25 protein-coding genes are annotated in these 22,752 nt (G+C 68.3%); 13 read left to right on the forward strand and 12 right to left on the reverse strand.

Annotated features, from left to right (window positions below; all coding sequences use genetic code 11):
• Window positions 1-29: 29 nt before the first annotated feature.
• From CCR98_RS15265 to CCR98_RS15275, 3 genes are all read right to left on the reverse strand, one after another.
• Window positions 30-647, reverse strand: a complete 618-nt coding sequence (locus CCR98_RS15265) for a DUF998 domain-containing protein (RefSeq protein ID WP_087923266.1) — start codon at window positions 645-647, stop codon at window positions 30-32.
• Window positions 644-787, reverse strand: coding sequence for an oxidoreductase-like domain-containing protein (locus CCR98_RS15270; RefSeq protein WP_087923267.1), 144 nt, complete (start codon window positions 785-787; stop codon window positions 644-646). The genes CCR98_RS15265 and CCR98_RS15270 overlap by 4 nt, the downstream gene beginning before the upstream one ends.
• Window positions 788-862: 75 nt before the next feature.
• Entirely contained in the window at window positions 863-1,465 is a 603-nt protein-coding gene (locus CCR98_RS15275) for a hypothetical protein (protein ID WP_087923268.1), read from the reverse strand.
• 229 nt (window positions 1,466-1,694) lie between these two features.
• Between CCR98_RS15275 and CCR98_RS15280 the strand changes: the two genes are divergently transcribed.
• Window positions 1,695-2,846: a transglutaminase domain-containing protein gene (locus tag CCR98_RS15280; protein ID WP_087923269.1), complete on the forward strand. Its 1,152-nt coding sequence runs from the start codon at window positions 1,695-1,697 to the stop codon at window positions 2,844-2,846.
• Window positions 2,847-2,853: 7 nt separating this feature from the next.
• Here the strand turns inward: CCR98_RS15280 and CCR98_RS15285 are convergent, their stop codons facing one another.
• Window positions 2,854-3,189 (reverse strand): zinc ribbon domain-containing protein YjdM, encoded by a 336-nt coding sequence (locus CCR98_RS15285; RefSeq protein WP_014038055.1) that lies wholly within the window; start codon window positions 3,187-3,189, stop codon window positions 2,854-2,856.
• 195 nt (window positions 3,190-3,384) lie between these two features.
• Between CCR98_RS15285 and CCR98_RS15290 the strand changes: the two genes are divergently transcribed.
• From CCR98_RS15290 to CCR98_RS15300, 3 genes are all read left to right on the forward strand, one after another.
• On the forward strand, window positions 3,385-4,746 hold the full coding sequence (locus CCR98_RS15290; RefSeq protein ID WP_087923270.1) for an Hsp70 family protein: 1,362 nt from the start codon (window positions 3,385-3,387) through the stop codon (window positions 4,744-4,746).
• 229 nt (window positions 4,747-4,975) lie between these two features.
• Window positions 4,976-5,269 (forward strand): YkgJ family cysteine cluster protein, encoded by a 294-nt coding sequence (locus tag CCR98_RS15295; RefSeq protein WP_053462562.1) that lies wholly within the window; start codon window positions 4,976-4,978, stop codon window positions 5,267-5,269.
• Between the two features lie 11 nt (window positions 5,270-5,280).
• Window positions 5,281-5,463 (forward strand): hypothetical protein, encoded by a 183-nt coding sequence (locus CCR98_RS15300; protein ID WP_005410566.1) that lies wholly within the window; start codon window positions 5,281-5,283, stop codon window positions 5,461-5,463.
• Between the two features lie 49 nt (window positions 5,464-5,512).
• On the opposite strand, the gene CCR98_RS15305 is transcribed toward CCR98_RS15300, so the two are convergent.
• The 3 genes from CCR98_RS15305 to CCR98_RS15315 are packed head-to-tail and all read right to left on the reverse strand — an operon-like array spanning window position 5,513 to window position 7,514.
• Window positions 5,513-6,394 (reverse strand): DUF4097 family beta strand repeat-containing protein, encoded by an 882-nt coding sequence (locus CCR98_RS15305; RefSeq protein ID WP_087923271.1) that lies wholly within the window; start codon window positions 6,392-6,394, stop codon window positions 5,513-5,515.
• Window positions 6,395-6,405: 11 nt separating this feature from the next.
• Complete coding sequence (locus CCR98_RS15310; protein ID WP_087923272.1) at window positions 6,406-6,939, reverse strand: hypothetical protein; 534 nt, start codon at window positions 6,937-6,939, stop codon at window positions 6,406-6,408.
• A complete protein-coding gene (locus CCR98_RS15315) occupies window positions 6,936-7,514 on the reverse strand; it encodes a sigma-70 family RNA polymerase sigma factor (RefSeq protein WP_087923273.1) in 579 nt (192 codons plus the stop codon). Before CCR98_RS15315 ends, CCR98_RS15310 begins: the two co-directional genes overlap by 4 nt.
• A gap of 126 nt (window positions 7,515-7,640) precedes the next feature.
• On the opposite strand from CCR98_RS15315, the gene CCR98_RS15320 reads away from it, so the two are divergent.
• The gene (locus CCR98_RS15320; protein ID WP_087923274.1) at window positions 7,641-7,820 is read left to right on the forward strand and encodes a hypothetical protein; all 180 of its coding nucleotides are present in this window, start codon (window positions 7,641-7,643) and stop codon (window positions 7,818-7,820) included.
• 35 nt (window positions 7,821-7,855) lie between these two features.
• Window positions 7,856-8,449 (forward strand): mechanosensitive ion channel family protein, encoded by a 594-nt coding sequence (locus CCR98_RS15325; protein ID WP_087923275.1) that lies wholly within the window; start codon window positions 7,856-7,858, stop codon window positions 8,447-8,449.
• A 533-nt stretch (window positions 8,450-8,982) separates the two neighbouring features.
• On the opposite strand, the gene CCR98_RS15330 is transcribed toward CCR98_RS15325, so the two are convergent.
• Entirely contained in the window at window positions 8,983-9,249 is a 267-nt protein-coding gene (locus CCR98_RS15330) for a DksA/TraR family C4-type zinc finger protein (RefSeq protein ID WP_010482865.1), read from the reverse strand.
• A 171-nt stretch (window positions 9,250-9,420) separates the two neighbouring features.
• A complete protein-coding gene (locus tag CCR98_RS15335) occupies window positions 9,421-9,978 on the reverse strand; it encodes a DUF2058 domain-containing protein (protein ID WP_014647975.1) in 558 nt (185 codons plus the stop codon).
• A 63-nt stretch (window positions 9,979-10,041) separates the two neighbouring features.
• Here CCR98_RS15335 and CCR98_RS15340 point away from each other — a divergent pair, with 63 nt between their 5' ends.
• The 3 genes from CCR98_RS15340 (at window position 10,042) to CCR98_RS15350 (ending at window position 12,972) form a co-directional block, all read left to right on the forward strand.
• Complete coding sequence (locus tag CCR98_RS15340) at window positions 10,042-10,542, forward strand: M48 family metallopeptidase (RefSeq protein ID WP_087923276.1); 501 nt, start codon at window positions 10,042-10,044, stop codon at window positions 10,540-10,542.
• A gap of 47 nt (window positions 10,543-10,589) precedes the next feature.
• On the forward strand, window positions 10,590-11,288 hold the full coding sequence (locus CCR98_RS15345) for an RNA pseudouridine synthase (protein ID WP_087923277.1): 699 nt from the start codon (window positions 10,590-10,592) through the stop codon (window positions 11,286-11,288).
• Window positions 11,289-11,379: 91 nt separating this feature from the next.
• Window positions 11,380-12,972, forward strand: a complete 1,593-nt coding sequence (locus CCR98_RS15350) for a phospholipase D family protein (protein ID WP_087923278.1) — start codon at window positions 11,380-11,382, stop codon at window positions 12,970-12,972.
• A gap of 3 nt (window positions 12,973-12,975) precedes the next feature.
• On the opposite strand, the gene CCR98_RS15355 is transcribed toward CCR98_RS15350, so the two are convergent.
• On the reverse strand, window positions 12,976-14,052 hold the full coding sequence (locus tag CCR98_RS15355; RefSeq protein WP_087923279.1) for an HDOD domain-containing protein: 1,077 nt from the start codon (window positions 14,050-14,052) through the stop codon (window positions 12,976-12,978).
• 278 nt (window positions 14,053-14,330) lie between these two features.
• Between CCR98_RS15355 and CCR98_RS15360 the strand changes: the two genes are divergently transcribed.
• Window positions 14,331-15,428 carry a Glu/Leu/Phe/Val dehydrogenase dimerization domain-containing protein gene (locus CCR98_RS15360; RefSeq protein ID WP_008264553.1) on the forward strand — a complete coding sequence of 366 codons (1,098 nt, stop codon included), beginning with the start codon at window positions 14,331-14,333 and terminating at the stop codon, window positions 15,426-15,428.
• 47 nt (window positions 15,429-15,475) lie between these two features.
• Here the strand turns inward: CCR98_RS15360 and CCR98_RS15365 are convergent, their stop codons facing one another.
• Entirely contained in the window at window positions 15,476-18,319 is a 2,844-nt protein-coding gene (locus CCR98_RS15365; protein WP_087923280.1) for an autotransporter serine protease, read from the reverse strand.
• 182 nt (window positions 18,320-18,501) lie between these two features.
• On the opposite strand from CCR98_RS15365, the gene CCR98_RS15370 reads away from it, so the two are divergent.
• The 3 genes from CCR98_RS15370 (at window position 18,502) to CCR98_RS15380 (ending at window position 20,710) form a co-directional block, all read left to right on the forward strand.
• The gene (locus CCR98_RS15370) at window positions 18,502-19,677 is read left to right on the forward strand and encodes a thiolase family protein (protein WP_014647981.1); all 1,176 of its coding nucleotides are present in this window, start codon (window positions 18,502-18,504) and stop codon (window positions 19,675-19,677) included.
• Between the two features lie 124 nt (window positions 19,678-19,801).
• Complete coding sequence (locus CCR98_RS15375) at window positions 19,802-20,143, forward strand: hypothetical protein (RefSeq protein WP_075676974.1); 342 nt, start codon at window positions 19,802-19,804, stop codon at window positions 20,141-20,143.
• 156 nt (window positions 20,144-20,299) lie between these two features.
• Window positions 20,300-20,710 carry a hypothetical protein gene (locus tag CCR98_RS15380; RefSeq protein ID WP_014647982.1) on the forward strand — a complete coding sequence of 137 codons (411 nt, stop codon included), beginning with the start codon at window positions 20,300-20,302 and terminating at the stop codon, window positions 20,708-20,710.
• Window positions 20,711-21,023: 313 nt separating this feature from the next.
• On the opposite strand, the gene CCR98_RS15385 is transcribed toward CCR98_RS15380, so the two are convergent.
• Window positions 21,024-22,661, reverse strand: a complete 1,638-nt coding sequence (locus CCR98_RS15385; RefSeq protein ID WP_087923281.1) for an acyl-CoA dehydrogenase family protein — start codon at window positions 22,659-22,661, stop codon at window positions 21,024-21,026.
• Between the last annotated feature and the right edge of the window lie 91 nt (window positions 22,662-22,752).

A 22,752-nucleotide genomic window follows, 5' to 3' on the forward strand; every position in this document is an offset into this window, starting at 1 on the left:
GGCACGTACCGGTGCAGGCCGTTGGGGTTTCAGCAGGCCGCGGCGCGACGACTGCGCCGATACAGCGCCAGCGCCAGATACAGCAGCCAGCCCACGATCACCACGATCACGACTTTCTGCCCCAGCCCGCGCGGCGGGCCGCCACGCCACAGTACGTGCAGCCACAACAGCACGAAGGCCAGCCAGGCCCAGCCCCAGAGTAGGCCGGCGGCGGACTGCCAGCCCGGTTCGCGGCGCAGGTACCAGGCCTGCAGCAGCATGCCGACGCTGGCGCACAGGAACGCGGTGTTGGCCGCCAGCCCATGGATGAACGGTGCCAGCAGCGGCGTGGCTTCGGGCAGCCAGCTGTCACCAATGGCGACCGTCGCCAGGCCCAGCGCCGAAACCGTGAACAGCAGCGGCGCCGCCGCGCTGCGCCGCGGGCCGATGCTGCCGCGATAGAGGGCGATGCCGAGCAGGGCGATCGCCAGTGCCAGCAGGCAGTAGGCCGCGCGCAACGCCAGCCCCCACGGCCCGTGCAGGTAGAGGCTGAGCGTGGCCCGCACCCAATCCAGATCGGTGCGCGCGAACTGGGTCCACAGCGCGGTGGCCACGAACAGCAGCAGCGCCACCAGCGCCAGCAGCGCCGCCGGACGCGCGCGGCTCATGCGGACGCCTCCGGGTGCCGCGCCTGCCATTCGGCCAACGCCTTGCGATAGCGCTGCAGCTCATCGGCATACAGATCCAGCACGCACAGCGGGCACCCGCTGCCGCAGCATTCGTTGGGACCGGGCTCTTCCGGCGGCATCGGACGGGGATCGGGATCAGGGACGGACACGATTGGAAGCGGCGGTGGAAACGGGCCCCAGTGTACCGGGCTGGCTCAGCGGCCCAGCTGCCGGCGCAGGTTGTCGCGCGCGGCAGCGTCGAGGCGCTGGTGGAAGAATCCGCTGAGGAAGATGCGCGGTGCGCGCAGCAGACCCTGCAGGAAACGGCGGCGGCCAGCGCGATACAGGAAGCCCGGCACCACGCCCTTGTACTCCTCGGCCACGCCACGGTCATAGGCGGTGAACACTGGTTCCGGCGCGGCCAGGATCGCCATGTCGCAGTCCATGAACAGCGCTGCCTCGGCATCGACATCGTCCGGGCCGAGCTCGCCATGGCGAGCGGTCAGCAGGATCAGCTGCTCGACCCGGGCCGCATCGACTGCGGCGAGTTCCGGCGCCTGTGCGATCGCCTGCAGGGCCAGCTGCGCGGAACGCGCCTCGTTGTCCTTTCGCCCCGCCACGTAGATCGCATCGTGATAGAGCACGGCCAGGTAGACCTCAGCCGGTTGCTGCCAGCCAGGGCCGTCGGCAACCTCCTGGCAGTGCTGCAGCACCGCGCGTACGTGGCCGAAGTGATGGTAGGCACGTGGCGGCGTCGCATAGCTGTCCTGCAGCGCCTGCCACTGCGCCGGAGCGAGCGTCAGCGGGGAGAAGTCCATGCCCGGATCATCCTGCCTGCGCCGGTGACGGGCAAGCTGGCGGTTTTTTCACCACACCCTCACAACGCCCTTCGCACGGGGCCGCAACGCGGTTGTCCACAGCTTTGTCGAGCGCTGGTCCACACCCGCTGTGGATGAACGCGCGGGCCGACCAGCGGTCGCTGCAGCGGTGCGCGCACAGGTCTACACTCGCCTCAGGCGGGAGCGCCCGCCGCTGCCGGGAGCCGTCATGTACCGTCCTGCCGCCCGATCCGCTCTGCTCGCACTGGCCGCCTTGGCGGCACCGTCCGCGATCGCACTGAACCCTGTCACGACCGAAACCCCCGCAGTGGTTGCCAGCACCGCCGCACCGACGATGCCGACGCCGCAGCAGGTGTTCGCGATTCCACCGGCGATGCGCGACATGCTGCGCACGCAGGTGATCAACCGCAGCTACTCGCGTGAGCAGCGCCTGCAGGCGCTGGTGGAGATGATCTTCGACCGCCATGGCATGGACCTGCAGTACGACGCCGACGCGACCCTCACCGTCAGCGAAATCTGGCAGCAGCGACGTGCCAACTGCCTGGCCTTCACCCTGATGTTCGTCGCGCTGGCACGCGAAGCCGGCATCCAGGCACGCGTGCAGGAAGTCGGCCAGGTGGTGTCGTGGTACCAGGACCAGGCCCAGGGCCTGGTCTACAGCGTCGGCCACGTCAATGCCGGGGTCGGCTTCGCCGGCCGCTTCGCCACCGTCGATCTGGATCGCAACGTGCTGTACGACCGCCGCGGGCCGCTGCCGATCAGCCAGGCACGGGCATTGGCACACTTCTACAACAACCGCGGCGCCGAGCGCATGGCCAGCGGCGATCTGGTGGGCGCGCGCACCTTCTTCAATGCCGCACTGGCGCAGGACAACAGCTTCGCGGCCACCTGGAACAATCTGGGCGTGCTGGAAAACCGCAAGGGCGATGCCGTCGCTGCGCGCCGGGCATTGGAAACGGCACTGCGGCTGGACGGCCGCCAGGACGCTGCACTGACCAACGCCAGCGCCCTCTACCGCAAGCTGGGCATGGTCGCGCAGGCGCAGGCACTGGAGCAGCGGTTGCAGTCGGTGCAGCGCGAAGACCCGTTCGCGCAGTACATGTTCGGCGCCGAGGCCGAACGCGCCGGCCAACTGGAGCAGGCGATCCGCTATTACCGGCAGGCCGTGCGCCTGTACGACACCGCGCACCAGTTCCACTTCGGGCTGGCGCGGGTCTATTTCCTGGCCGGCCAGCTCAAGCGCGCCGATCGTGAACTGCTGCGTGCACAGGAACTGGGCGGTGCAACGCAGCAGGCGCGCTACCAGGCCAAGCTGGACAGCCTGGCCCGCTGGCGCGCGCAGCAGCAGGCCAGGCGCTGAACGCCGGTCAGGCCTTCTTGAGGAAGCAGGTCTTCAGGACCAGGCCCTTGATCTTGTCCGAGTTGCCTTCGATGTGCTCCGCATCGTCCTCGACCAGGCGGATGTTGCGGATCACGGTGCCCTGCTTGAGCGGGATCGAGGAGCCCTTCACCTTCAGGTCCTTGATCACGGTGACGGTGTCGCCGGCCTGCAGGGTGTTGCCGTTGCTGTCACGCACGACCAGGGTCGAACCGGCACCTTCCTCGGCGGTCCATTCGAAGCCGCAGTCGGCGCAGATCCACAGCGCGCCATCGGCATAGGTGTTTTCCAGGGTGCACTGCGGGCAGGCGGGGGCAGAAGACATCAGCAAGTACCTCAAAGTGAATCAACAGCCACCATTGTAACCGCCCGGCTCCCCTGCCCTTTTCCGGGAGGCGCCCGGCGAACCGCATGACCCGATCCGGAACCCCGATCCGGAACGGGAGGCCGCAGGAACTTGCAGTCGGCGGCGAACTGCAGCAGAGTGCGCGGCCCCTGATCGCCCCCCCCGGAACTCCCCATGCGCCTCGGCATCGACTTCGGTACCAGCAACTCCGCCGCCGCCATCGTGCATGAGGGGAAACTGCTGCCGATCCGCTTCGGCGACGCCGAGCAGTTCCGCACCAGCGTGTATTTCCCCGGCGTGGTGCCCGACCCGGATGACTTCCAGCTCGACGACGGCCAGGAACACCAACTGCAGCAGATGATCGACAGCGCCGCGCGCGCGGCGCGTGCCGCCGGCCAGGAACGCACGCCGCAGGCGCTGCGCCGCGAAGCCCTGCGCGCGCTGCGCCGGGAATGGATGGAGGCCCGCGCCGGCAAGAAACGCAGCGCCAACGACCTGCTGCAGAACGCGGTCTACGGCGACGAAGCGCTGGAAGCCTATTTCGAGGAACACGAAGGCAACCTGGTGCAGAGCCCGAAGTCGATGCTCGGCTACAACCTGCACCCGCGCGCGAAGCAGACCATCACTGGCATCGCCGCGCACATCCTCGAGCACATCCGCCTGACCGCCAGCGCCCAGCTCGGCCAGCCGCTGCGCGCTGCCCTGCTTGGCCGACCGGTGCAGTTCCGCAGCTCGATCGGCGCTGCAGGCAACGACCAGGCGCTGGACATACTGCGCGAGGCGGCCACCCAGGCCGGCTTTGACCAGATCGATTTCCTCGAAGAACCTGCGGCGGCGGCCATGCACTACCACGCCGAAAGCCGCGAGCGGCACCAGGCGGTGATCGTCGATATAGGCGGCGGCACCACCGACATCGCCCATGCCGAGGTCGGCGGCGACGACGCCCCGCGCATCCACCGCGCCTGGGGTATCGCCCGTGGCGGTACCGATATCGACCTGGCGCTGAGCCTGTCCAGCTACATGCCGCTGTTCGGCCGCGGCATCACCCGCGTGCCCGCCCATCATTACGTGGAAGCGGCCACCGTGCAGGACATGACCCGCCAGCGCGACTTCCGCCTGCACAAGTACGACCATGTGGACGCGCCCTGGGGCGACCGCCTGCAGGCCTTGCAGGACACCGGCAACACTGCCCGCCTGTACCGCGACGTTGAACGCGCCAAGATCGCCCTCAGCGCTGCCAGCGTGCACCGCAGCACGCTGGACTACATTGCCCGCGACCTGCATGCCGACAGCAGCGCCGATGGACTGGCCGCCGCCGCCCAAGGCTACCTGGAGCAGATCCGCGAGCTGCTGGCCCAGGTCCGCAGCGACATCGGCAGCGACCCGGATGCGGTGTTCCTGACCGGCGGCATGTCCCGCGCAGGCTACCTGCGCCAGGCGGTAGCGGCCGCCTTCCCGGGCGCCCGTATGGTCCACGGCGAGCCCTCGCTGGGCGTGGTCCAGGGCCTTGCGCTGGCGGCAGCCAGCCAGGATTAACAAAACGTTACGCGGTCTAAGTTACTGTTGGTCGGCTAGAACCCTGCTGCACCTTCCACCGGCCACGCCGGTGTGTGTCCACAGTGCAGCCTGGCCCGCCCAGCGGGCCTAGCGGCCATGCCTTCCTGGCTCGTTCATGGTCCGCGCAGCACCTGAGCCGCCATCGAGACCCGCTTTGGGCACCCGCCAGGCCCCTGAGGCCTTACAACCTGACGCAGCACCTGCACCCATCGACTGCCGCCGTTGTGACGCGGTCTGTTGCCGGTTACCCGTGCTGCTGCAGCCCGGCGACCACGTGCCCGGCCAGTTCCTGTCACGCGACACCCACGGCCGTGCCGTGATGGCGCGCAACGAGGAAGGCTGGTGCGCGGCGATCGATCCCTATCACCTGCGCTGCACGATCTATTCGCAGCGCCCGGCGATCTGCCGCCAGTTTTCGATGGGCGGCGATGACTGCCGCCGCGAGCGGCAGGACTACCTGCGCCAGGCCGATGCCTGGGCGCTTTCCTCCCCTTCCACCTGACAGGAGCAACCATGCCCCGCAAGGCAAAGACCCCCGCGAAGGCCAGCAACAGCATCCGCAGCGAACGCAAGGGCGCGGCCGCCAGCACCGTGGTCAGCAGCGATTCGATCGCTTCGGACCTGGCAGCGTTCCGCAAGGCCGGTGGCAAGATCGAAGTCCTCGGCACCACCTGGGCGCTGAAGAAAGCCAGCTGACCCAGCTCCGACCGCGGCGGCGCTGCCGCCGCGGCCTGCCGGATCGCGCTCAGCGATCCAGACTCACCCGGACACTGCCCGAATGCGACTGGATGCGGATGTCACCGTCGCCACTGCCGAGCCGTGTATCGAGATGGCTGCCGGGGCCGTAGCGCGGCCGCTCCACCTGGCCGGCATCGCTGTTGATCGACCCGCTGAAGCTGTTCACCGACAGCTGCGCCGAGACCGAGCGTGGCAACCGCAGGTTGACCGACGCACTTACCGATTCGACGTTGATACGCCCCCCCGGCGCCAGCCCGGCCGCCGATAGATCGATGCTGCCCGATACGGTTTCCACCGCCAGCCGCTGCACCCGCCCGGCATCGACCTCGACCCGGCCGGATACCGTCTGTGCACCGATGTCACCGGACACGCCGCCACCGGCTTCGATGCGGCCGCTGACCGTGTTCACGTCCAGCTTCGGGGTCTGCAGGCGCGCGCTGACACCGCCACTGACCGTATTGAGCTTGCTGTCGCCGCTGCGACCGGAGGCGCTCAGGCTGCCGCTGACGGTGTCGGCCTGCAGGCGGCGCACATCGATGCCGCTGATGTCCTGGCTGGCACTGACCGTGCTCAGCAGCAGTTCCACCGAACGCGGCACGTTCAGCACCAGCGTCGCGCCACCGTTGTTGTTGCGACGCGGATACTCGATCTCCCAGCGCACGCGGTTGGCACTCTTCTCCTGGCGCAGCTGCAGGCCATCGCTGAGCGTACCGGTGAGCTGCACGTCATTGCGGTCCCAGCCACGCACGGTCACTTTGCCGGCCACATTGCTCAGTTCGATGCGGCCACCGGCGGCCAGGTTGTGGCGCTCGTCGATCCGGGTGTCAGCCAGGGCCACCGCGGGCAGCAGCAACAGCGCGGCGCAGCTGGTCATCAGGGTTCGTGTCATCAGGGGTCTCCTCAGGTCGTCAGGCCGGATTCGGCGGCATAAGCCGCCTGCCGGGTCAATTCCAGCCGCAGCGCATAGGTGCGCTTGAGCTGGCCGAGCAGATGCGGCGCACGTGGATCCTGCGCCAGCGCGGCCTGGATCTGTGCCGCGCTTTCATCGAGTTCGTGCAGCGCCGGCTGCCATTCCGGCGCCCGGCCCGCGGGCAACGAGGCCACTGCCTGCTGATACTGCTCGGTCATCGCCGCGGCCTGCAGCTGCAGGGTAGACGGCACCGGCGCGTCCGGCTGCGCATGGCGCCACGGCACCACCGCGTAGAGCGCCAGGCTTGCGGCCAGTGCGGCCCCCACCGGCAACCACCAGCGCCGGCGCGATCGCACCGGCAGCGCCACCACGTCGCCGGTCGGCGCAGGCGCCGCTTGTGGTTCACGCGGCGGCAGCTGCGCCGACAACCGCGCCCAGCCATCGGCGGGCAGGCTGCGTTCGGATGGCAGCGCGCGCAGTCGGGCCGCCAGATCGTGGTCGGAATCGTGTTCGTGCGTACTCATGTCATGTCTCCCAGCCGTGCGCGCAACAGACCGCGCGCACGATGCAACTGTGCCTTGGAACTGCCGACGGCCATCTGCAGCTGCTCGGCGATTTCCTGGTGTTTCCAGCCTTCGATGTCATGCAGCACAAGTACCGCGCGCGCCCTCGGCGGCAGCGTCGACAGCGCCCGTTCGAGGTCGCGTTCGGTCCCGGCACAGCGGTCATGTACGGCCAGTTCCTGCAGTCCTCCGTCCACATCATCAAGACTGTCGTGATCCTGCCCGGCTCCGCGCCCACGCAGTTCCATCAACGCAGCGTTGACGCCCAGGCGATGCAGCCAGGTCGACAGGCTGCTCTCGAAGCGGAACCCCGGCAGCGCCTTCCATGCCTGCAGGAAGGCTTCCTGCAAGGCATCTTCGGCACGCGCCTGCTGGCCCCCGCACAAGCGCCACAACACGGCGAACACGCGCGGCGCATGGCGCCGGTACAGCAGCTCATAGGCCGCGGTATCGCCGGCGGCCGCTGCCCGCACCAGGGCGGGTTCGTCGACAGGGTCGTGGGCGGCAGGCGGCGCGGGCATGGTGGTGTCGAGCATATCGCTTGGATGCGGCGGCCCGGGAAAAGGTTTAGAGCCCATCCATGATTGATGCCATGCAACCTTTTTGATGGTTGCTGCATCCATGGAAGGTCCTTCGCGAAACTGCCGTCCAGGAGTCCTGCCATGTCCAGCCCATCCTGCGCCGCCCTGCTGGTGATCACTGCCTGCGTCCTGTTGCAGGCGCTGGGCCTGTCGTTGCACCTGCGCCCCGACAACGGCCGCGCCTGCCTGCAGCAGCATCGTCAGGAGCTGGTCTGCCTGGCCTGGGCCCCGGCGGTCGAATCCCCCGCACGCGCCGGGTAACATCGAGGGCCGTTTCCCCCCTCCGTAGTCGCCCCATGATGTTGTCGCTGAAGGATCACCTGCCCGCCTGGACCCACCCGTGGTTGAACTACGCGGGCGTCGCCCTGCAGATCGTAGTGGTGCTTCTGGTCGCGTGGCTCCTGCGCGTGCTCGCCCGCCGCCTGATCCGCCGCTTCGCCGAGCACTACACGCTGCCGCCGGAGATGGTGATGGGCGCGCGCCGGATCACCAGTTTCGTGGTCTATTTCAGCGCCCTGCTGTACATCCTCAGTCTGCTCGGCGCGAAGCCCTCCGTGCTGTGGACCGCGTTCACCGGCTTCGCGGCCGTGGGTGCGGTGGCGTTCTTCGCCGCCTGGAGCGTGCTGTCCAACATCTTCTGCACGCTGCTGATCTTCACCACCCGCCCGTTCCGCCTGCACGACTACATCGAGGTGCTGGAGAACGGCGAGAAGCCTGGCCTGAAGGGCCGGGTGATCGACGTGAACCTGATCTACACCACCCTGCAGGAGACCGGCGACGGCCATGAAGGCACGGTGCTGCAGCTGCCGAACAACCTGTTCTTCCAGCGCACGGTGCGCCGCTGGCGCGACCCGGCGCAGGCCCCCGGCGGCATCCAGGGCGACGGCTGAGAGTGGTTTTCGGCAGGGCTGCGCCCTGCACCTGCCGAAGCAACGTCAACTTCAACGTCAAAAACGGGCATTCCGTGGGATGGCGGGGTGGGTCCGGTTGAGGGGGGCGCCGTAAATACGTCCATGTAGGCTCGGTCGCCGCATCCATGCGGCTCACGCCCCCTCAACCGGACCCACCCCGCCTTCGACAGATGGCCGCGATCTGCCGGAAGGATGCATTGCCCTGGTGGGTGTCGACCTGGGTCGACACGGTAGATCCACGCCATGCGTGGATGACTCATTCGATATCTGACAGATGTGTCGACCAAGGTCGACACCTACCAACAGCCGCGGAAATCTGTCAGAGGCGGGGCGGTGTCGGATTGCGGGGTGTCAGCCGCATGGATGCGGCTGCCAAGCCTACAAGGACGTACTTGCGGCGTCCCCGCACTCCGACACCGCCCCGCCACCCCACGGAACGCCAGCTTTTGCTGTTGATGTTGCCTTGGCTTGAAGCATCTGCAGGTGCAGGGCGCAGCCCTGCCGAACAACCTTTACCTCAACTGGCTGTCCTTGCTGCCACGCCGGTTGTAGCCGGCATGCGCCTGCTCTTCGTCGTCATGCGCCTGCTGGCACGCCACGCACAGCCGAACCCCAGGCACGGCCTGGCGCCGCGCCAACGGGATCGGCGCGTCGCATTCCTCACAGTGTTCCAGACCCGGGCCCTCGCGCAGTTGGCGCCGCGCGCGGGCGATCGCATCGTCGACGGTGGCGTCGATCTGGTCCTGGACCGCGCCGTCTCCCGCCCAACCGGTGGCCATGGCCATCCTCCGCAGGTGTGTCGCCTGATATGGGGACGATACACCCGCGCACAAAGGAGCAGACCCGTGACGGGCCGAGCCATGCCCGGCGGGCCTTCAGCAAGCCGAGCAGTAAAATGGACGGATCCGATCAGGCCGATTACGGCTTAATCCCCTCCGTCCCCTTTTTGCTTACCAGACCAGGTCGTCCGGCACCTGGAACTGCGCGTAATAGGCGTCGTCCTCGGCGTTGCCGGTGGAGATCTCGGCGGTCGAGCCCGGCTGGCCGTGATCGACGATGATCGCCTCCGGAGCGCGCTCACGCACCTTTTCGGCGGCAGCACGCGGCAGCAGAGCGTAGCCCTCGCCATGGGCAACGATGACCAGGACGCCCACCGACAGCGCCTTGCGCAGCTTGGGGTCGATCAGCAGGGTCCGGATCGCCGCGCCGTCGCTGAAGCGGTACTCGTCGTCGCCCTTGTGGGGTACGGCATGGGCCGTGATGATCTGCCTGGCCTGGGCCTTCTGTTCAGCCTGCCTGGCCTGGGCGTTGCGTTCGGCGGCCAGCGCACGGTCGCGCTCGACCTTCTCGGCGCGGGCGCGTTCAGCCTCGCGCTGGACCTCGGCCGAGGTCGATTCGGCCTTGCCCTGGCGGGCCTTGGCCTGCTCGCGCGCGGCGGCGCTGGCCTGCGACTTCTTGGCCAGGCCGGCCTTGAGCAATTGTTCCTGCAGCGCGTTGGGCTTTGCCATGGTCGGTGCGTACCGCGTGTAATCTTGGATGTCCCCATTCTACCGACGCCCCGCCGCCCCTGCATGGCAGTCCTGAAGTACCTCACCGGCTACCCCGAACCCCTGGTCGCCCAGGTCAGCGAACTGCTGGCGCAGGGCAAGCTTGGCCCCTGGCTGCAACAGCGCTACCCGGACCTGCACGAGGTGCGCAGCGACCGCCAGCTGTACGACTACACGCAGGACCTGAAGGACCGCTACCTGCGCAAGTCGGTGCCGCTCAACAAGGTCTGCTACGACAACACGCTGGAAGTGATCAAGCACGCGCTGGGCACCCATACCGCCATTTCCCGCGTGCACGGCGGCCGCCTCAAGGCCAGCCGCGAGATCCGCATCGCCACCGTGTTCCGCCAGGCGCCAGCGGCGTTCCTGCGCATGATCGTGGTGCATGAGCTGGCCCACCTGAAGGAGGCCGACCACAACAAGGCCTTCTACCAGCTGTGCCAGCACATGGAGCCGGACTACCTGCAGCTGGAGTTCGATACCCGCCTGTACCTGACCGAGCTGGCCAACCGCGGCCAGCGCTGACCGGCCGCAGCAGCTACACTGCGCGCCCCCTGCCCGACCTGCCTGCCATGGAACCGATCCGTCTCGACAAACGCCTGTCCGCCCTGCTCGGCATCCCGCGCGGCGAAGCGCGACGCTACATCGAAGGCGGCTGGGTCACGGTCAACGGCGACGTGGTGGAACAGCCGCAGCGCCCGGTCGATGACAGCGCGGTGATCGTGGTGGCCGAACAGGCCAGCGATGAAAAGGCCGAGCGGGTCAGCATGCTGCTGCACAAGCCGGCCGGTGCCGCCGCTGAAACCCTGTGTGCCCTCGTCAGCAGTGACAGCCGCAGCGAACTTGATGCCAGCGACATCCGCCCGCTGCAGCGTCACTTCCACGGCCTGCAGCTGGCCGCCTCGCTTCCGGCCAGCGACAGCGGTCTGGTGGTGGTCAGCCAGGATCCAGCCACGCTGGCCCACCTGCAGCGCAACCTGGGCCGGACCGAGCAGGAATACCTGATCGAAGTGGCCGAAGGCGGTCCCGAGCGTGGCCCCTGGCTGATGGCGCGGCTGCAGCAGGAATCGGGCGGCGCCAAGGTCAGCTGGCAGAGCGAGCAGCGCCTGCGCTTCGCCGGCAAGGGCCTGACGGCCAAGGGCCTGCGTGTGGCGGTCAGCGCCGCCGGCCTGCAGGTAACGGCCGTGCGCCGCCTGCGTATCGGGCGCGTGGCGCTGGGGCCGCTGCCGCCGGCGCAGTGGCGTTATCTGGGCAGCGACGAGCGGTTCTGACCCCGTCCGCGCATGGCGTGATGCTGCCTGAAGAGACCATCCACGCATGGCGTGGATCCACAGCGATGGGTCTGTCGGCTTTCATCCACGCATGGCGTGGATCTACCATCGGGGCATGAGCCTGCCCAAACCCTTGTGGCGACGCCTGCTGCGCGTCGTTGCGATCGCCATCGCCGCGCTGTTGCTGCTGGTCCTGTCCGGCCTGCTGCTGGCCGACCACCTCACGCCGCAGGCGCACGGCACCCCCTCGCACGTGCTGCCGCTGCAGACGGCGCAGACCCGCATCGACCAGCAGATCGTGCCGTTGCAGGCGGCCCATCCCGGCCAGTCGGGCGTGGCGTTCCTCAGCGATGGCCTGGATGCCTTCGCCGCGCGCGCGCTGATCACCAGCCAGGCCGGCCGCAGCCTGGACCTGCAGTACTACATCTGGCACGACGACCTGATCGGCCACCTGATGGCCAAGGCGCTACATGACGCCGCCGAGCGCGGGGTGCGCGTGCGGATCCTGCTCGACGACATGAATGCCAAGGACAAGGACGCGCTGATGATGGCCCTGGACCGGCACCCGAACATTGAAATCCGCCTTTACAACCCGTTCCGCAACCGGACCGGCATCCTGCGCATGGTGGAGATGGTGCAGCGCTTCTTCAGCGTGAACCATCGCATGCACAACAAGAGCTGGATTGCCGACGGTCGCGTCGCGATCGTCGGTGGCCGCAACATCGGCGAGGAATACTTCAGCGCACGCACCGATGTGAACTTCCAGGATCTGGACCTGCTGGTGGCCGGCCCTGCCGTGGAACAGGCCAATCGGATCTTCGACGACTACTGGAACAGTGAAGCGGCCATTCCGGTATCGGCGCTTGCCTTCCATACCGATGCACAGCTGCGCCTGCTGGTCCGCGAATCGGATCATGAAGCACAGCGGGACGTGGCGCGGCCCTACCTTGCGCGCGTGGCCGAGTCGCGCCAACGGCAGCGTCCAAGCCCCGAGCCATTGCACTGGAGTGGTGCGGTGCGCATTGTCTCGGACCCGCCGATGAAGCACCGCGACGATGATCGCGGGGCCTGGCTGGTGTCGACGCTGATCAGCGAGCTGCAGGCCGCCCAGCACAAGTCCCTGCTGATCTCGCCCTACTTCGTACCCGGCAACGAGGGCCTGGATGGCTTTTCGGCCATGGCCGGGCGGGGCGTGCAGGTCGGCGTGATCACCAACTCACTGGCCGCCAACGACGTCGCCGCCGTGCACGGTGGCTACATGGGCTACCGCGTGCCGTTACTCGAAGCGGGCGTCCACCTGTACGAACTGAAGGCGCAGGGGCAGTCCGGCGACGCCGGGGTCTTCGGCAGCAGCGGCGCGAGCCTGCATACCAAGGCGTTCCTGGTCGACGACCGCCGCGGTTTCGTCGGTTCATTCAACCTGGACCCGCGCTCAGCCTATCTGAACACTGAAATGGGCGTGCTGTTCGACGATCCGGTGCTGGGCGCACAGCTGCGGGACGAGTACCTGCGCCTGGCAGACCCCAGGCACAGCTGGTGGCTGGCGCTGGACGACCGCCGCCGGTTGCGTTGGCTGGAGCGAGAACCGCCACCGCACTGGATGGAGGCCGAGCCGGGCGCCACGGCGCGCAAGCGCTGGTTGTCGCGGGCGATCAGCTGGCTGCCGGTGGAATCGCAGCTGTAGCGTTCAGGCGGCCGGCCCGACGTCGTCGCGCGCGGCCTCATCCAGTGTTTCCACGCTGCGCCCATGCAGGCGCCGCCAGATCCAGCGCAACGCATGCGGCGGTGCCGAAGGCAGCTGTTCCAGCAGGGCCAGCATGCGGCTCTGGCTGGCATGCCCATGGCGGCACAACAGGCTGGCCGCTGCGGCGGCGCTGGCCAGGCGCAGGCTGTCGGCCAACGGTCCTTCCGCATCCACCGCCAAGGCCTGGTGAACCGGCTCAGGCAGCTCCCATGCGGCGGCCACCCGCTGCGCCAGCGGCAACGACCACTGCTGCAGCAGCTGCAGGGCCAACGCCGGCTCCACGGCCTCGCCACGGGCCTGCGCCTCCTGCAGCAGCTGGCGCATCACCAGTGCTGCACCCAGCCCCTGCACCAGGCCCAGCCACTGCGCGGCGAAAGCATCGCCGAAAGTGACCGTGCGCGCGTGATCGGCCGCTGCACGCGATGCCAGCAGCGCATGCTCCCAGATGATTGCGCTGAACTGCGGGAACACCTCGCATTGCACCTGCATCACCGGCTGCACCAGTACCGCACTGATGATCTGCCGCACGCCCTCGGTACCGACAAGTGTCACCGCCCGCTGCAGGCTTTCGACCGGGCGCTCATGGACCTTGTAGGTCGGGCTGTTGGCGATGCGCAGCAGGTTGCCGGTCAGTACCGGATCCTGGCCGATGATCGCGGCCATCACGCGTGCCGAGGCGGCATCGTCGTTGACGGTCTGGATCAGCTGCGGCAGCAGCTGTGGCCGGCGGGGCAGCTGCCTGGCCGCCCAGTCGCGGTCCTGCAGCGCGCGTGCCACCGCCTCGCCCAGGCCGGGGTCCTGCACTGGCGTCGGCTCGCCCGCCAGCCTCGGATACAGGGCGAGCGCATGCAGCCCGCGCTGCAGGTGAGCGGCGATTTCCGCCGATGGCAGCGCCTCGCCCTGCAGGCTCGCGGCTGCAGCGGCCACCGCCTGGCGGGACGCAGCGACCAGCCGCGACGGTGCCGTCCCGGTCGAACGCGCCAGCCAGCCGCGCAGCAACCGCCACCAGGTCGGTGTCATCGCTGCCCGCCCTGTCGTTGTAATGCCCTTGCTGTCACTGACCGACCTGCCTCTTCACGCCCATCCGGCCACCCGCCGTCGTCGCAGCATCGGCCGCACTTTCATCTTCTTTAACCGGATGGCGGCCAACGTCGACGGCACCGGCCGGGGGAATGGACTAGAATGGCGCCGCGCGACCCGTCCCCCAGCCATGACGACGTCGCTTTTTTTGTTTTGGGACCCTACCGTTCACTGGCCGTTCGCTGCAGTTCGCCGCTGTTCGCGCCATCGGAGACGCCATGCTATTCGAAACCCTCGCCACCACCGGCCACGAACAAGTGGTGTTCTGCCACAACCATGATGCCGGCCTGAAGGCGATCATCGCCATCCACAACACCACCCTGGGCCCGGCCCTGGGCGGCGTGCGCATGCGCCCCTACGCCAGCACCGACGAGGCACTGGCCGACGTGCTGCGGCTGAGCCGGACGATGACCTACAAGAATGCGCTGGCCGGCCTCAACGTCGGTGGCGGCAAGGCAGTGATCATCGGCGACCCGAAGGTGGACAAGACCGAGGTGCTGTTCCGCGCCTTCGGCCGTTACGTCGACTCGCTGGGCGGGCGCTACATCACCGCCGAAGACGTCGGCACCGACGTCAACGACATGGAAAACATCTACCTGGAGAGCCAGTTCGTGACCGGCGTGCACCAGGTCCATGGCGGCTCCGGCGATCCGGCCCCGTTCACCGCCTATGGTGCGCTGCAGGCGCTGATGGCGGCGATGCGCTTCAAGTTCGGCCATGAGGAAGTGGGCAAGACCAGCATCGCAGTACAGGGCCTGGGCCACATCGGCATGGAACTGGTGAAACTGCTGCGCGACCGCGGTGCCAAGCTGTATGTCACCGACCTGGACAGCGCGCTGGTCGATCGCGCGGTCAGCGATTTCGGCGCCGAAGCGGTCAAGCCGGATGAGATCCACGAAGTGAACGCCGACGTGTTCGCACCGTGCGCGCTGGAAGGCGCCATCAATGCCGACACCCTGCCGCGGATCAAGGCGAAGATCATCTGCGGTACCGCCAACAACCAGTTGTCGAGCCTGGAAATCGGCGATGAACTGCACGCGCGCGGCATCCTGTATGCACCGGACTATGCGGTCAACGCCGGCGGCGTGATGAACGTGTCGCTGGAGATCGATGGCTACAACCGCGAACGCGCGATGCGCCTGATCCGCAGCATCTATCACAACCTCACCCGCATCTTCGAACTGTCGCAGCGCGAGAACATCGCGCCGCAGCGTGCGGCCGACCGCATCGCCGAAAGCCGCATCCTGTCGATCGGCAAGCTGAAGATGCCGCTGGGCCGCAGCACCCCGCGCCTGGGCAACCTGCGCGGCGGCTGAGCCTGCCGATGTCGCGCCGGGGCTGACGTCCCGGCGCGACCGCCCACTCAGAACCCGGTGCTGTAGCGCAGCGCCGCCTGGCGCGCGCCCTCGCCACCGACGCGCTGGTCGAAGCCCAGGCTCAGGCGGCCATTGCGGCCCCACCACGACTCCAGCGCCACACCGAACAGCGCACTGCCGCGCGGCGCGTTCCAGCCCGCCAATGGCGCCCAGGCATCGACACCAACGAAGCTGGCCTGCCAGCCCGCATCGGCACCGTCGAGCCGCTGCTGCCACTCAGCATGCCCACGCAGCGTCCAGCGCCCCCAACCGCGCTCGCCGCGGATACCGGCCAGCATCTGGCTGCGCTGCACACGGTTGGCATCGCCACGCAGGCCGAAGCCGAAACCACCCAGCTCGTTGAAGGCGTCGGTATCCACGCGCGTGGTGCTGGCGCCCAGATACGGTGTCAACGACGCGCCCGCGCGGCCGAAACGATAGCCGCCTTCGACGCTGGCACTGCTGAAGCGTCCGCCGTAACGTGCGGAAACACCGTAGGCACCGGCGCCCAGCAGCACCTGCCGATCCAGCGCACGGGTGAACTGGCCGCTGCCGACCTGCGCCAGCGCATAACCCCGGCCCAGGTTCCAGCCGGCGTACAGCTGCGCCTGCGCCTGCCGATCACGCCCACGATCGCCGCCGAAGCTGCTGCCACCATTGCTGCGGGTCTCGCCAAAGGCCACGCCCATCAGCCCATTGCTGCCCAGCGGCAGGTCCTGACCAGCCATCCAACCGCGGCTGTCGGCGGCATTGCCGGCAAAACTGCCCTGCCCGGCCTCACCGAGCGCACTCTGCCAGGCCCCGCGCAGGCGCGGCGCCGCCTGCACGCGATCGAAGCGCTCGGCGATGGCACGGCGTGACATGTCGATGCTGTCGAAGGTGGCCGACTCGGCCCGCGCATGGGCCTGCCCGGACAGGCTCTGCAGGCTGGCTGCCAGGCCCTCGCTGCCACCGCCGGTCCACTGCAGCGCACCGGCCGCCGTACCGAAGGCCGAGCCCTGCAGGGCGGGACTGCCATCGAGCGCGCTGAACGCACCTTCCAGTCGTTGCGCGGCGGACTGCGCCGAGGCCGTGAGCCCGGTCGCCGCCGCCGTGACGCTCACCTGGGTCAGGTTCAACCAGGCATTGTTGCTGTCATAGCCATAGCTGCTCTGCAGCAGCGACAGGCCCTGCAGGCCGCTGGAGGTGGCCGGGCTGCTGAAGGTGCCGCTCAGGCCGCCGGCCGCATGGACCAGGTCCTGGCGGCTGCCGTTCTGCGGCACATAGCCGGAGACGAAGCCATGCACGCGCACGCCGCCATTGATCGAGGCGGTGCCGGTCACCTGCAGCGCATTGGCACCGAGCGCGATCATCAACTGGCCACCTGCCTGCTGCGTGTAGTTGCCCTCGATGGTGCCGGTGGTGCTGCCGGTGGTCAGGAACACGCTGCTGCCGTTGACCACGTTGCCGATCACGCGCGGCGTGCCACCATTGAACTGCAGGCCGGTCGAATCCGGATCGGGCTGGCCGAGGATGGTCACGTTGGAACGGATGACAGCGCCGTTCTGCAGCGACAGGATGCCGCGCTCGATGCGGGTGGCGCCGCTGTAGCTGTTGTTGCCTGCGAGCACCAGGGTGCCCCCGCCCTGCTTGACCAGTCCGCCGCTGCCGACGATGTCGTTGCTCCACAGCGAGCCACTCGATGGCGCATCGACATTGGCCACCACATCGCCCCAGTCGAAGCGGCCCGGGCCCTTGATCGCCCGCGAGATGTCGAGCAGGCCGTAGCCGAACACCGCATCCACGCCGGGCGCGCCGATGTCCTTGGCGGTGCCCAGCAGGGTCTGCCGCACCAGGTTGTTGTCGAAGTACGGGTAGCGCTGCCAGACCAGTGCGGCGGCGCCGGAGATCAACGGGGCGGCGAAGGATGTGCCGTAGTTCCAGTAGTAGGTGCTGCCATTGGCGTCGGGATAGACCGCGCTGCCCGGCGCCGCCAGGCAGTAGCGCGCGGCCTGGCCACAGGCATTGGCGTAGCTGGCCAGCGTGCCCGGTGCATACGGGTCCACGGCGGTCGCCACCAGCCAGCCGCGCTCCAGGTCGGCCGCCGGCAGCGAGCCGGCAACGCCCTGCTGGCTGGGCAGGGCGGCCAGGCTGCTCGGTTCGGTGCGCGCGTCGTTGCCGGCTGCGAACACCACCAGGCCGCCATGGTTGATGACGAATGGACGGTACTCGGCCGCCACCTGCGCGGTGGTCGGCAGGTCGGTCCAGTACAGGCCGCCCCACGAGTTGTTCATCACCTTCACGTTGTAGCTGATCAGGTCCTGGTGGACCTGCGCCACGCCCAGCGGGCCACTGAAGGAATTGCCCTTGCCGCTGCCGTCATCGACGGGCGGCTTGTCGGCGATGATCCGCGCCGAGACGATCTGCGCACCGGGGGCGATGCCACCCGGCCAGGATCCCACCGACGCGCCGGCAGCCAGGCTGGCGACCGCCGTGCCGTGGCCCACCACGTCGTCCACCAGCAGGTTGTTGCGCGCCGGATCGATGTAGTTGAGGTTGGCGATCACGCGCCCGTTCAGCGCCGCGGCGTTGCGCTGCACACCCGAGTCGACGATGCCGATGCGCACGGCCTGCCCGGTCAGGCCGGCGGCCTGTGCGGCACGCGCATTGGTCACTGACAGGTGCGCGTCGAAGGCCGGTTCCTGCGGCTTGGCCGGCGGCGGCGTCGTCGGAGGGGGCGTGGTTGGAGGTGTCGGGGTGGTCGGGGGGGGATCGATGCGGACATTGCCGCCGCCTCCGCCGCCACCACATGCCGTCATTGCCATCGCCAGCGCCGTTGCCAGCGCGGACCTCACCATCATCGTGCGTTCCATCGATTCCTTCCCATGAACGTTGGCCTGCCTACATCCCGGCAGGCGTGCGGTGCCGCCCAGCGGCGGCCCTCCCCGACCCTCTATACTTGGGCCGACCCCCACGCAGTCTGCCGGGAAACCGCGGCGCTTCCAACGTCCGCGGTCTCCTTTCCGAACATTGCTTACGCATCAACGAGATTGCCATGTCCAACATCGTCATCGCCGCCGCCAAGCGCACCGCCATCGGCTCCTTCCTCGGCCAGTTCAACGGCGTGCCGACCCCCACCCTCGGCGCGGCCGCCATCGCGGCCGCCCTGGAACAGTCGGGCGTACCGGCCAGCGACGTCTCCGAGGTCCTCATGGGCTGCGTGCTGCCGGCCAACCTCGGCCAGGCGCCCGCCCGCCAGGCAGCGATCGCCGCCGGCATTCCGCTGTCGACCGGTGCCACCACCCTCAACAAGGTGTGCGGTTCGGGCATGAAGACCATCATGCTCGGCCATGACCTGATCAAGGCTGGTTCGGCCAGCATCGTGGTCGCCGGTGGCATGGAATCGATGTCCAACGCCCCGCACCTGCTGCCGAACTCGCGTACCGGCAACCGCTTCGGCAACTTCCAGGCGGTCGACCACATGGCCCACGACGGCCTGGTCAACGCCTACGACGGCAAGGCCATGGGCGAATTCGCCGAATGCGCCGTGGACAAGTACCAGTTCAGCCGCGAGGAGCAGGACGCCTACGCGATCGAATCGGTCAAGCGCGCGCAGGCCGCACAGGCCAACGGTGCGTTCGCCGACGAGATCGTCGCGGTGAAGGTGGCCACCCGCAAGGGTGACGTCGAGGTCGCCACCGACGAACAGCCGGGACGCTCGGACATCGCCAAGATCCCGACCCTTCGCCCGGCCTTCAAGAAGGACGGCAGCGTCACCGCCGCCAGTTCCTCCAGCATCTCCGACGGCGCCGCCGCGGTGGTGCTGCTGACCGAGGAAGACGCGGCCGCACGTGGCATCACCCCGCTGGCCCGCATCGTCGGCCACGCCACCCATTCGCAGGAACCGGAGTGGTTCACCACCGCCCCGATCGGCGCGATCCACACGCTGCTGGCCAAGACTGGCTGGTCGCTGGACCAGATCGACCTGTTCGAAATCAACGAAGCCTTTGCCGTGGTGGCAATGGCGCCGATGCGTGAGCTGGGCATCCCGCACGACAAGCTCAACGTGAATGGCGGTGCCTGCGCGCTGGGTCATCCCATCGGTGCCTCCGGTGCACGTCTGGTGGTGACCCTGGTCAACGCCCTGCGCACGCGCGGTGGCAAGCGCGGCATTGCCACCCTGTGCATCGGTGGCGGCGAAGCAACGGCAATCGCCATCGAATTGATTTAAAAAGATTTAACGATGATTTCGCAAAAATGAATGCGGGATCGCTTGACACCCAATCTTGGCTTGTCATCATGTTGTCGGCGCGCAGCATGCGCGTTGCCTAATTCTAACGACGAGGATTTACACAATGAGCATCAACAAGCTGCTGGTCGCGATGTCCCTGGCTCTGGCCCTGGCCGCCTGCTCGAAGCAGGAAGCTGCCCAGGACGCCGCTGCTTCGGCCAACGAAGCCGCCACCGAAGCCCAGGCTGCTGCCGACCAGGCCGCCGCTGCCGGCGCCCAGACCGCCGACGCTGCCCAGCAGGCCGCCAACACCGCCGCCACCGCTGCTGACGCTTCGGTCGACGCCGCTGCCCAGGCTGGCGCTGCTGCCACCGACGCTGCTGCCGGCGCTGCTGCCGACGCTGCCAAGGCTGCCGAAGGCACCGCCGAGAAGGCCAAGGACGCTGCTGAAGAAGCCAAGAAGTAATAACTTCTTTCTTCACGCTGTTCTGGAAAAGCCGCTGGTTCGCCAGCGGCTTTTTCTTTGCGCCGATGCCACCGCCTACCACTGGCATCGCGACCCCGCCTTCACAACGGCATGAATAGGCTGGCGTCCCCATCCATTGCAGTACCGGAGACCGCCATGAAGATTCGCCCGATCACCACCACCCTGCTGGCCGCCTCCCTGCTGCTGGCCCTGGCCGCCTGCAAGGGCCCGGAAGCCGAACAGGCCAAGCAGGACGCGCAGCAGGCCGCTGACAGCGCCGGCGCGGCTGCCCGCGACGCCGTCGACAAGGCAGCAGAGGCCACCCGTGACGCCGCCGACAAGACTGCGGCAGCCTCCGAGCAGGCCGCCGCCGATACCCAGCAGGCGCTGGACAAGGCTGCAGACGCCACCGCCAACGCCGCTGACAAGGCCAAGGACGCCGCGACCGACGCCGCTGCACACGCCAGCGACGCCACCGCCAACGCCGCGCAGAAGGTGGCCGACAAGGCCCGCGACGTCGCCAATGACGCGAAGGCGAACGCGGCCAAGGAAGAAGCCAAGCACTAACGGTTCGTTCGCCGGGCATGGCCCGGCGCTACCGACCAGCCGAGCATCGGCTCGGCTCCACAGGAAAAGCCGCGGCATTGCCGCGGCTTTTCTGCTTTTCGCTCTCCGCTCTTTCTGTTGATCCGTGGTGGACGGCACGGAAACCGTCCAAGGCCGCGCGGGTGGGTTGCGCAGGGGCGTGAGCCGCATGGATGCGGCGACCGAGCTTACATGGACGTACTTGCAGCGCCCCCTGCGCAACCCACCCGCGCGGCCCGCTCACGACGCAGACTCCGCGCCGCTCAGCACGAGGGGCTCCGCCGTTGGCCGCCTCCTACGGCAGCGCGCGCGCCAGCATCGCCGACAGGTCCACGCCCGCCGGCAGCGTCCCGAACACCAGCCCATGCTCCCCGTGCAGCCGGCTGCGCACGAACGCCTCCGCCATCGGACTGCGCGCACGCAACAGCAGCGCGGCCTGCAGCAGCAGCGCAGTGCGCTCGCAGAACAGCCGCGCCTGCGACTCATCCGGTGGCGGCGCCGCTGCCCAACGCTGCAAAGCCGCTGCGTAGCGCGCATCACGATCGGCCACCGCCGCCAGCTCAGCGCGCAGCGCCGCCAGCGCCTCCGGTTCGCGCGCCAGTGCGCGCAGCACGTCCAGGCACTGGATGTTGCCGCTGCCTTCCCAGATCGAATTCAACGGTGCCTGCCGGTACAACCGCGGCAGCATCGATTCCTCCACATAGCCCGCACCGCCCAGGCATTCCTGCGCTTCATTGACGAAGGCCGGCGCGCGCTTGCACAACCAGTACTTGCCCAGCGCCGTCCCCACACGCGCCAACGCGGCTTCGTTGGCATCCACGCCGGCCCGGTCCACCGCACGCGCGATGCGCATCGACAGCACCGTGGCCGCTTCCGACTCCAGTGCCAGGTCGGCCAGCACATTGGTCATCAACGGGTGCTCGACCAGCAGCTTGCCGAACGTGCGGCGATGACGTGCGTGATGCAGGGCCTGCGCCAGCGCCATGCGCATTTCCGCCGCCGCACCCAGCATGCAGTCCAGGCGGGTCATCATCACCATGCCGATGATGGTGGCCACGCCGCGTCCCTCCTCGCCCACCCGCCACGCCTGCGCCCCGCAGAACTCGACTTCGCTGGAGGCGTTGGCCCAATCGCCGAGCTTGTCCTTCAAGCGCATCAACCGGAATGCGTTGCGGTCTCCGTCGGCCAACCGGCGCGGCATCAACAGGCAGGTGAGTCCTCCCGGCGCCTGCGCCAGCACCAGGAAGCCATCGCACATCGGTGCCGAAAAGAACCACTTGTGACCGACCAGGCGATAGCGTTCGCCATCGATTGGTTCGGCGCGCGTGCCGTTGGCGCGCACATCCGAGCCTCCCTGCTTTTCGGTCATGCCCATGCCCAGGGTAATGCCGTCCTTGTCCGCCACCGGCACATCGCGCGGGTCATAGACCGGCGCGGCGGCCTTGCGCGCCCACTCGGCCAGATGCGGCTGCGATCGCAGCACCGCCACTGCCGCATGGGTCATGGTCAATGGGCAGCTGGTGCCCGCCTCAGCCTGGTGATGCAGATAGCTCAGCACCGCCCGCGCCACATGCGCACCCGGCTGCGGCTCGTGCCAGGACAGGCCCGCCACGCCATGTTGCTTCGCTGCGCCCATCAACTGGTGATAGGCCGGATGGAACTCCACCGTATCGATGCGATGGCCCTGCGCATCATGCGTGCGCAGGCGCGGCCGATCGCGGTTGGCATCGAAGCCGAGCCGGTAGAGCTCGTCACCCGCCAACGCGCCATAGACAGCCAGTCGCGGCACGAAGCTGCCAGCGCCTTCGCGCTGCACGGCATCCATCAATGCCACGTCGTCGGTCCACAACTGGCGCCCCGCGAACGGCGGCGGCTGGTTGAGCACCACATGGGTTTCGTACGGCGCGTTGCTGCTGAAGCTGGGTCCACTCATCCGGTCCGTCCTGGCGGCAAGAGGTGTGCGGTTCGATTGTGCCGCATCGCCTGCCAAGCCCGTGTTCAGGCCGATTCTCACCCTGTGCACG

It is taken from the genome of Stenotrophomonas sp. WZN-1, assembly GCF_002192255.1.
Taxonomy (GTDB): Bacteria; Pseudomonadota; Gammaproteobacteria; order Xanthomonadales; family Xanthomonadaceae; genus Stenotrophomonas.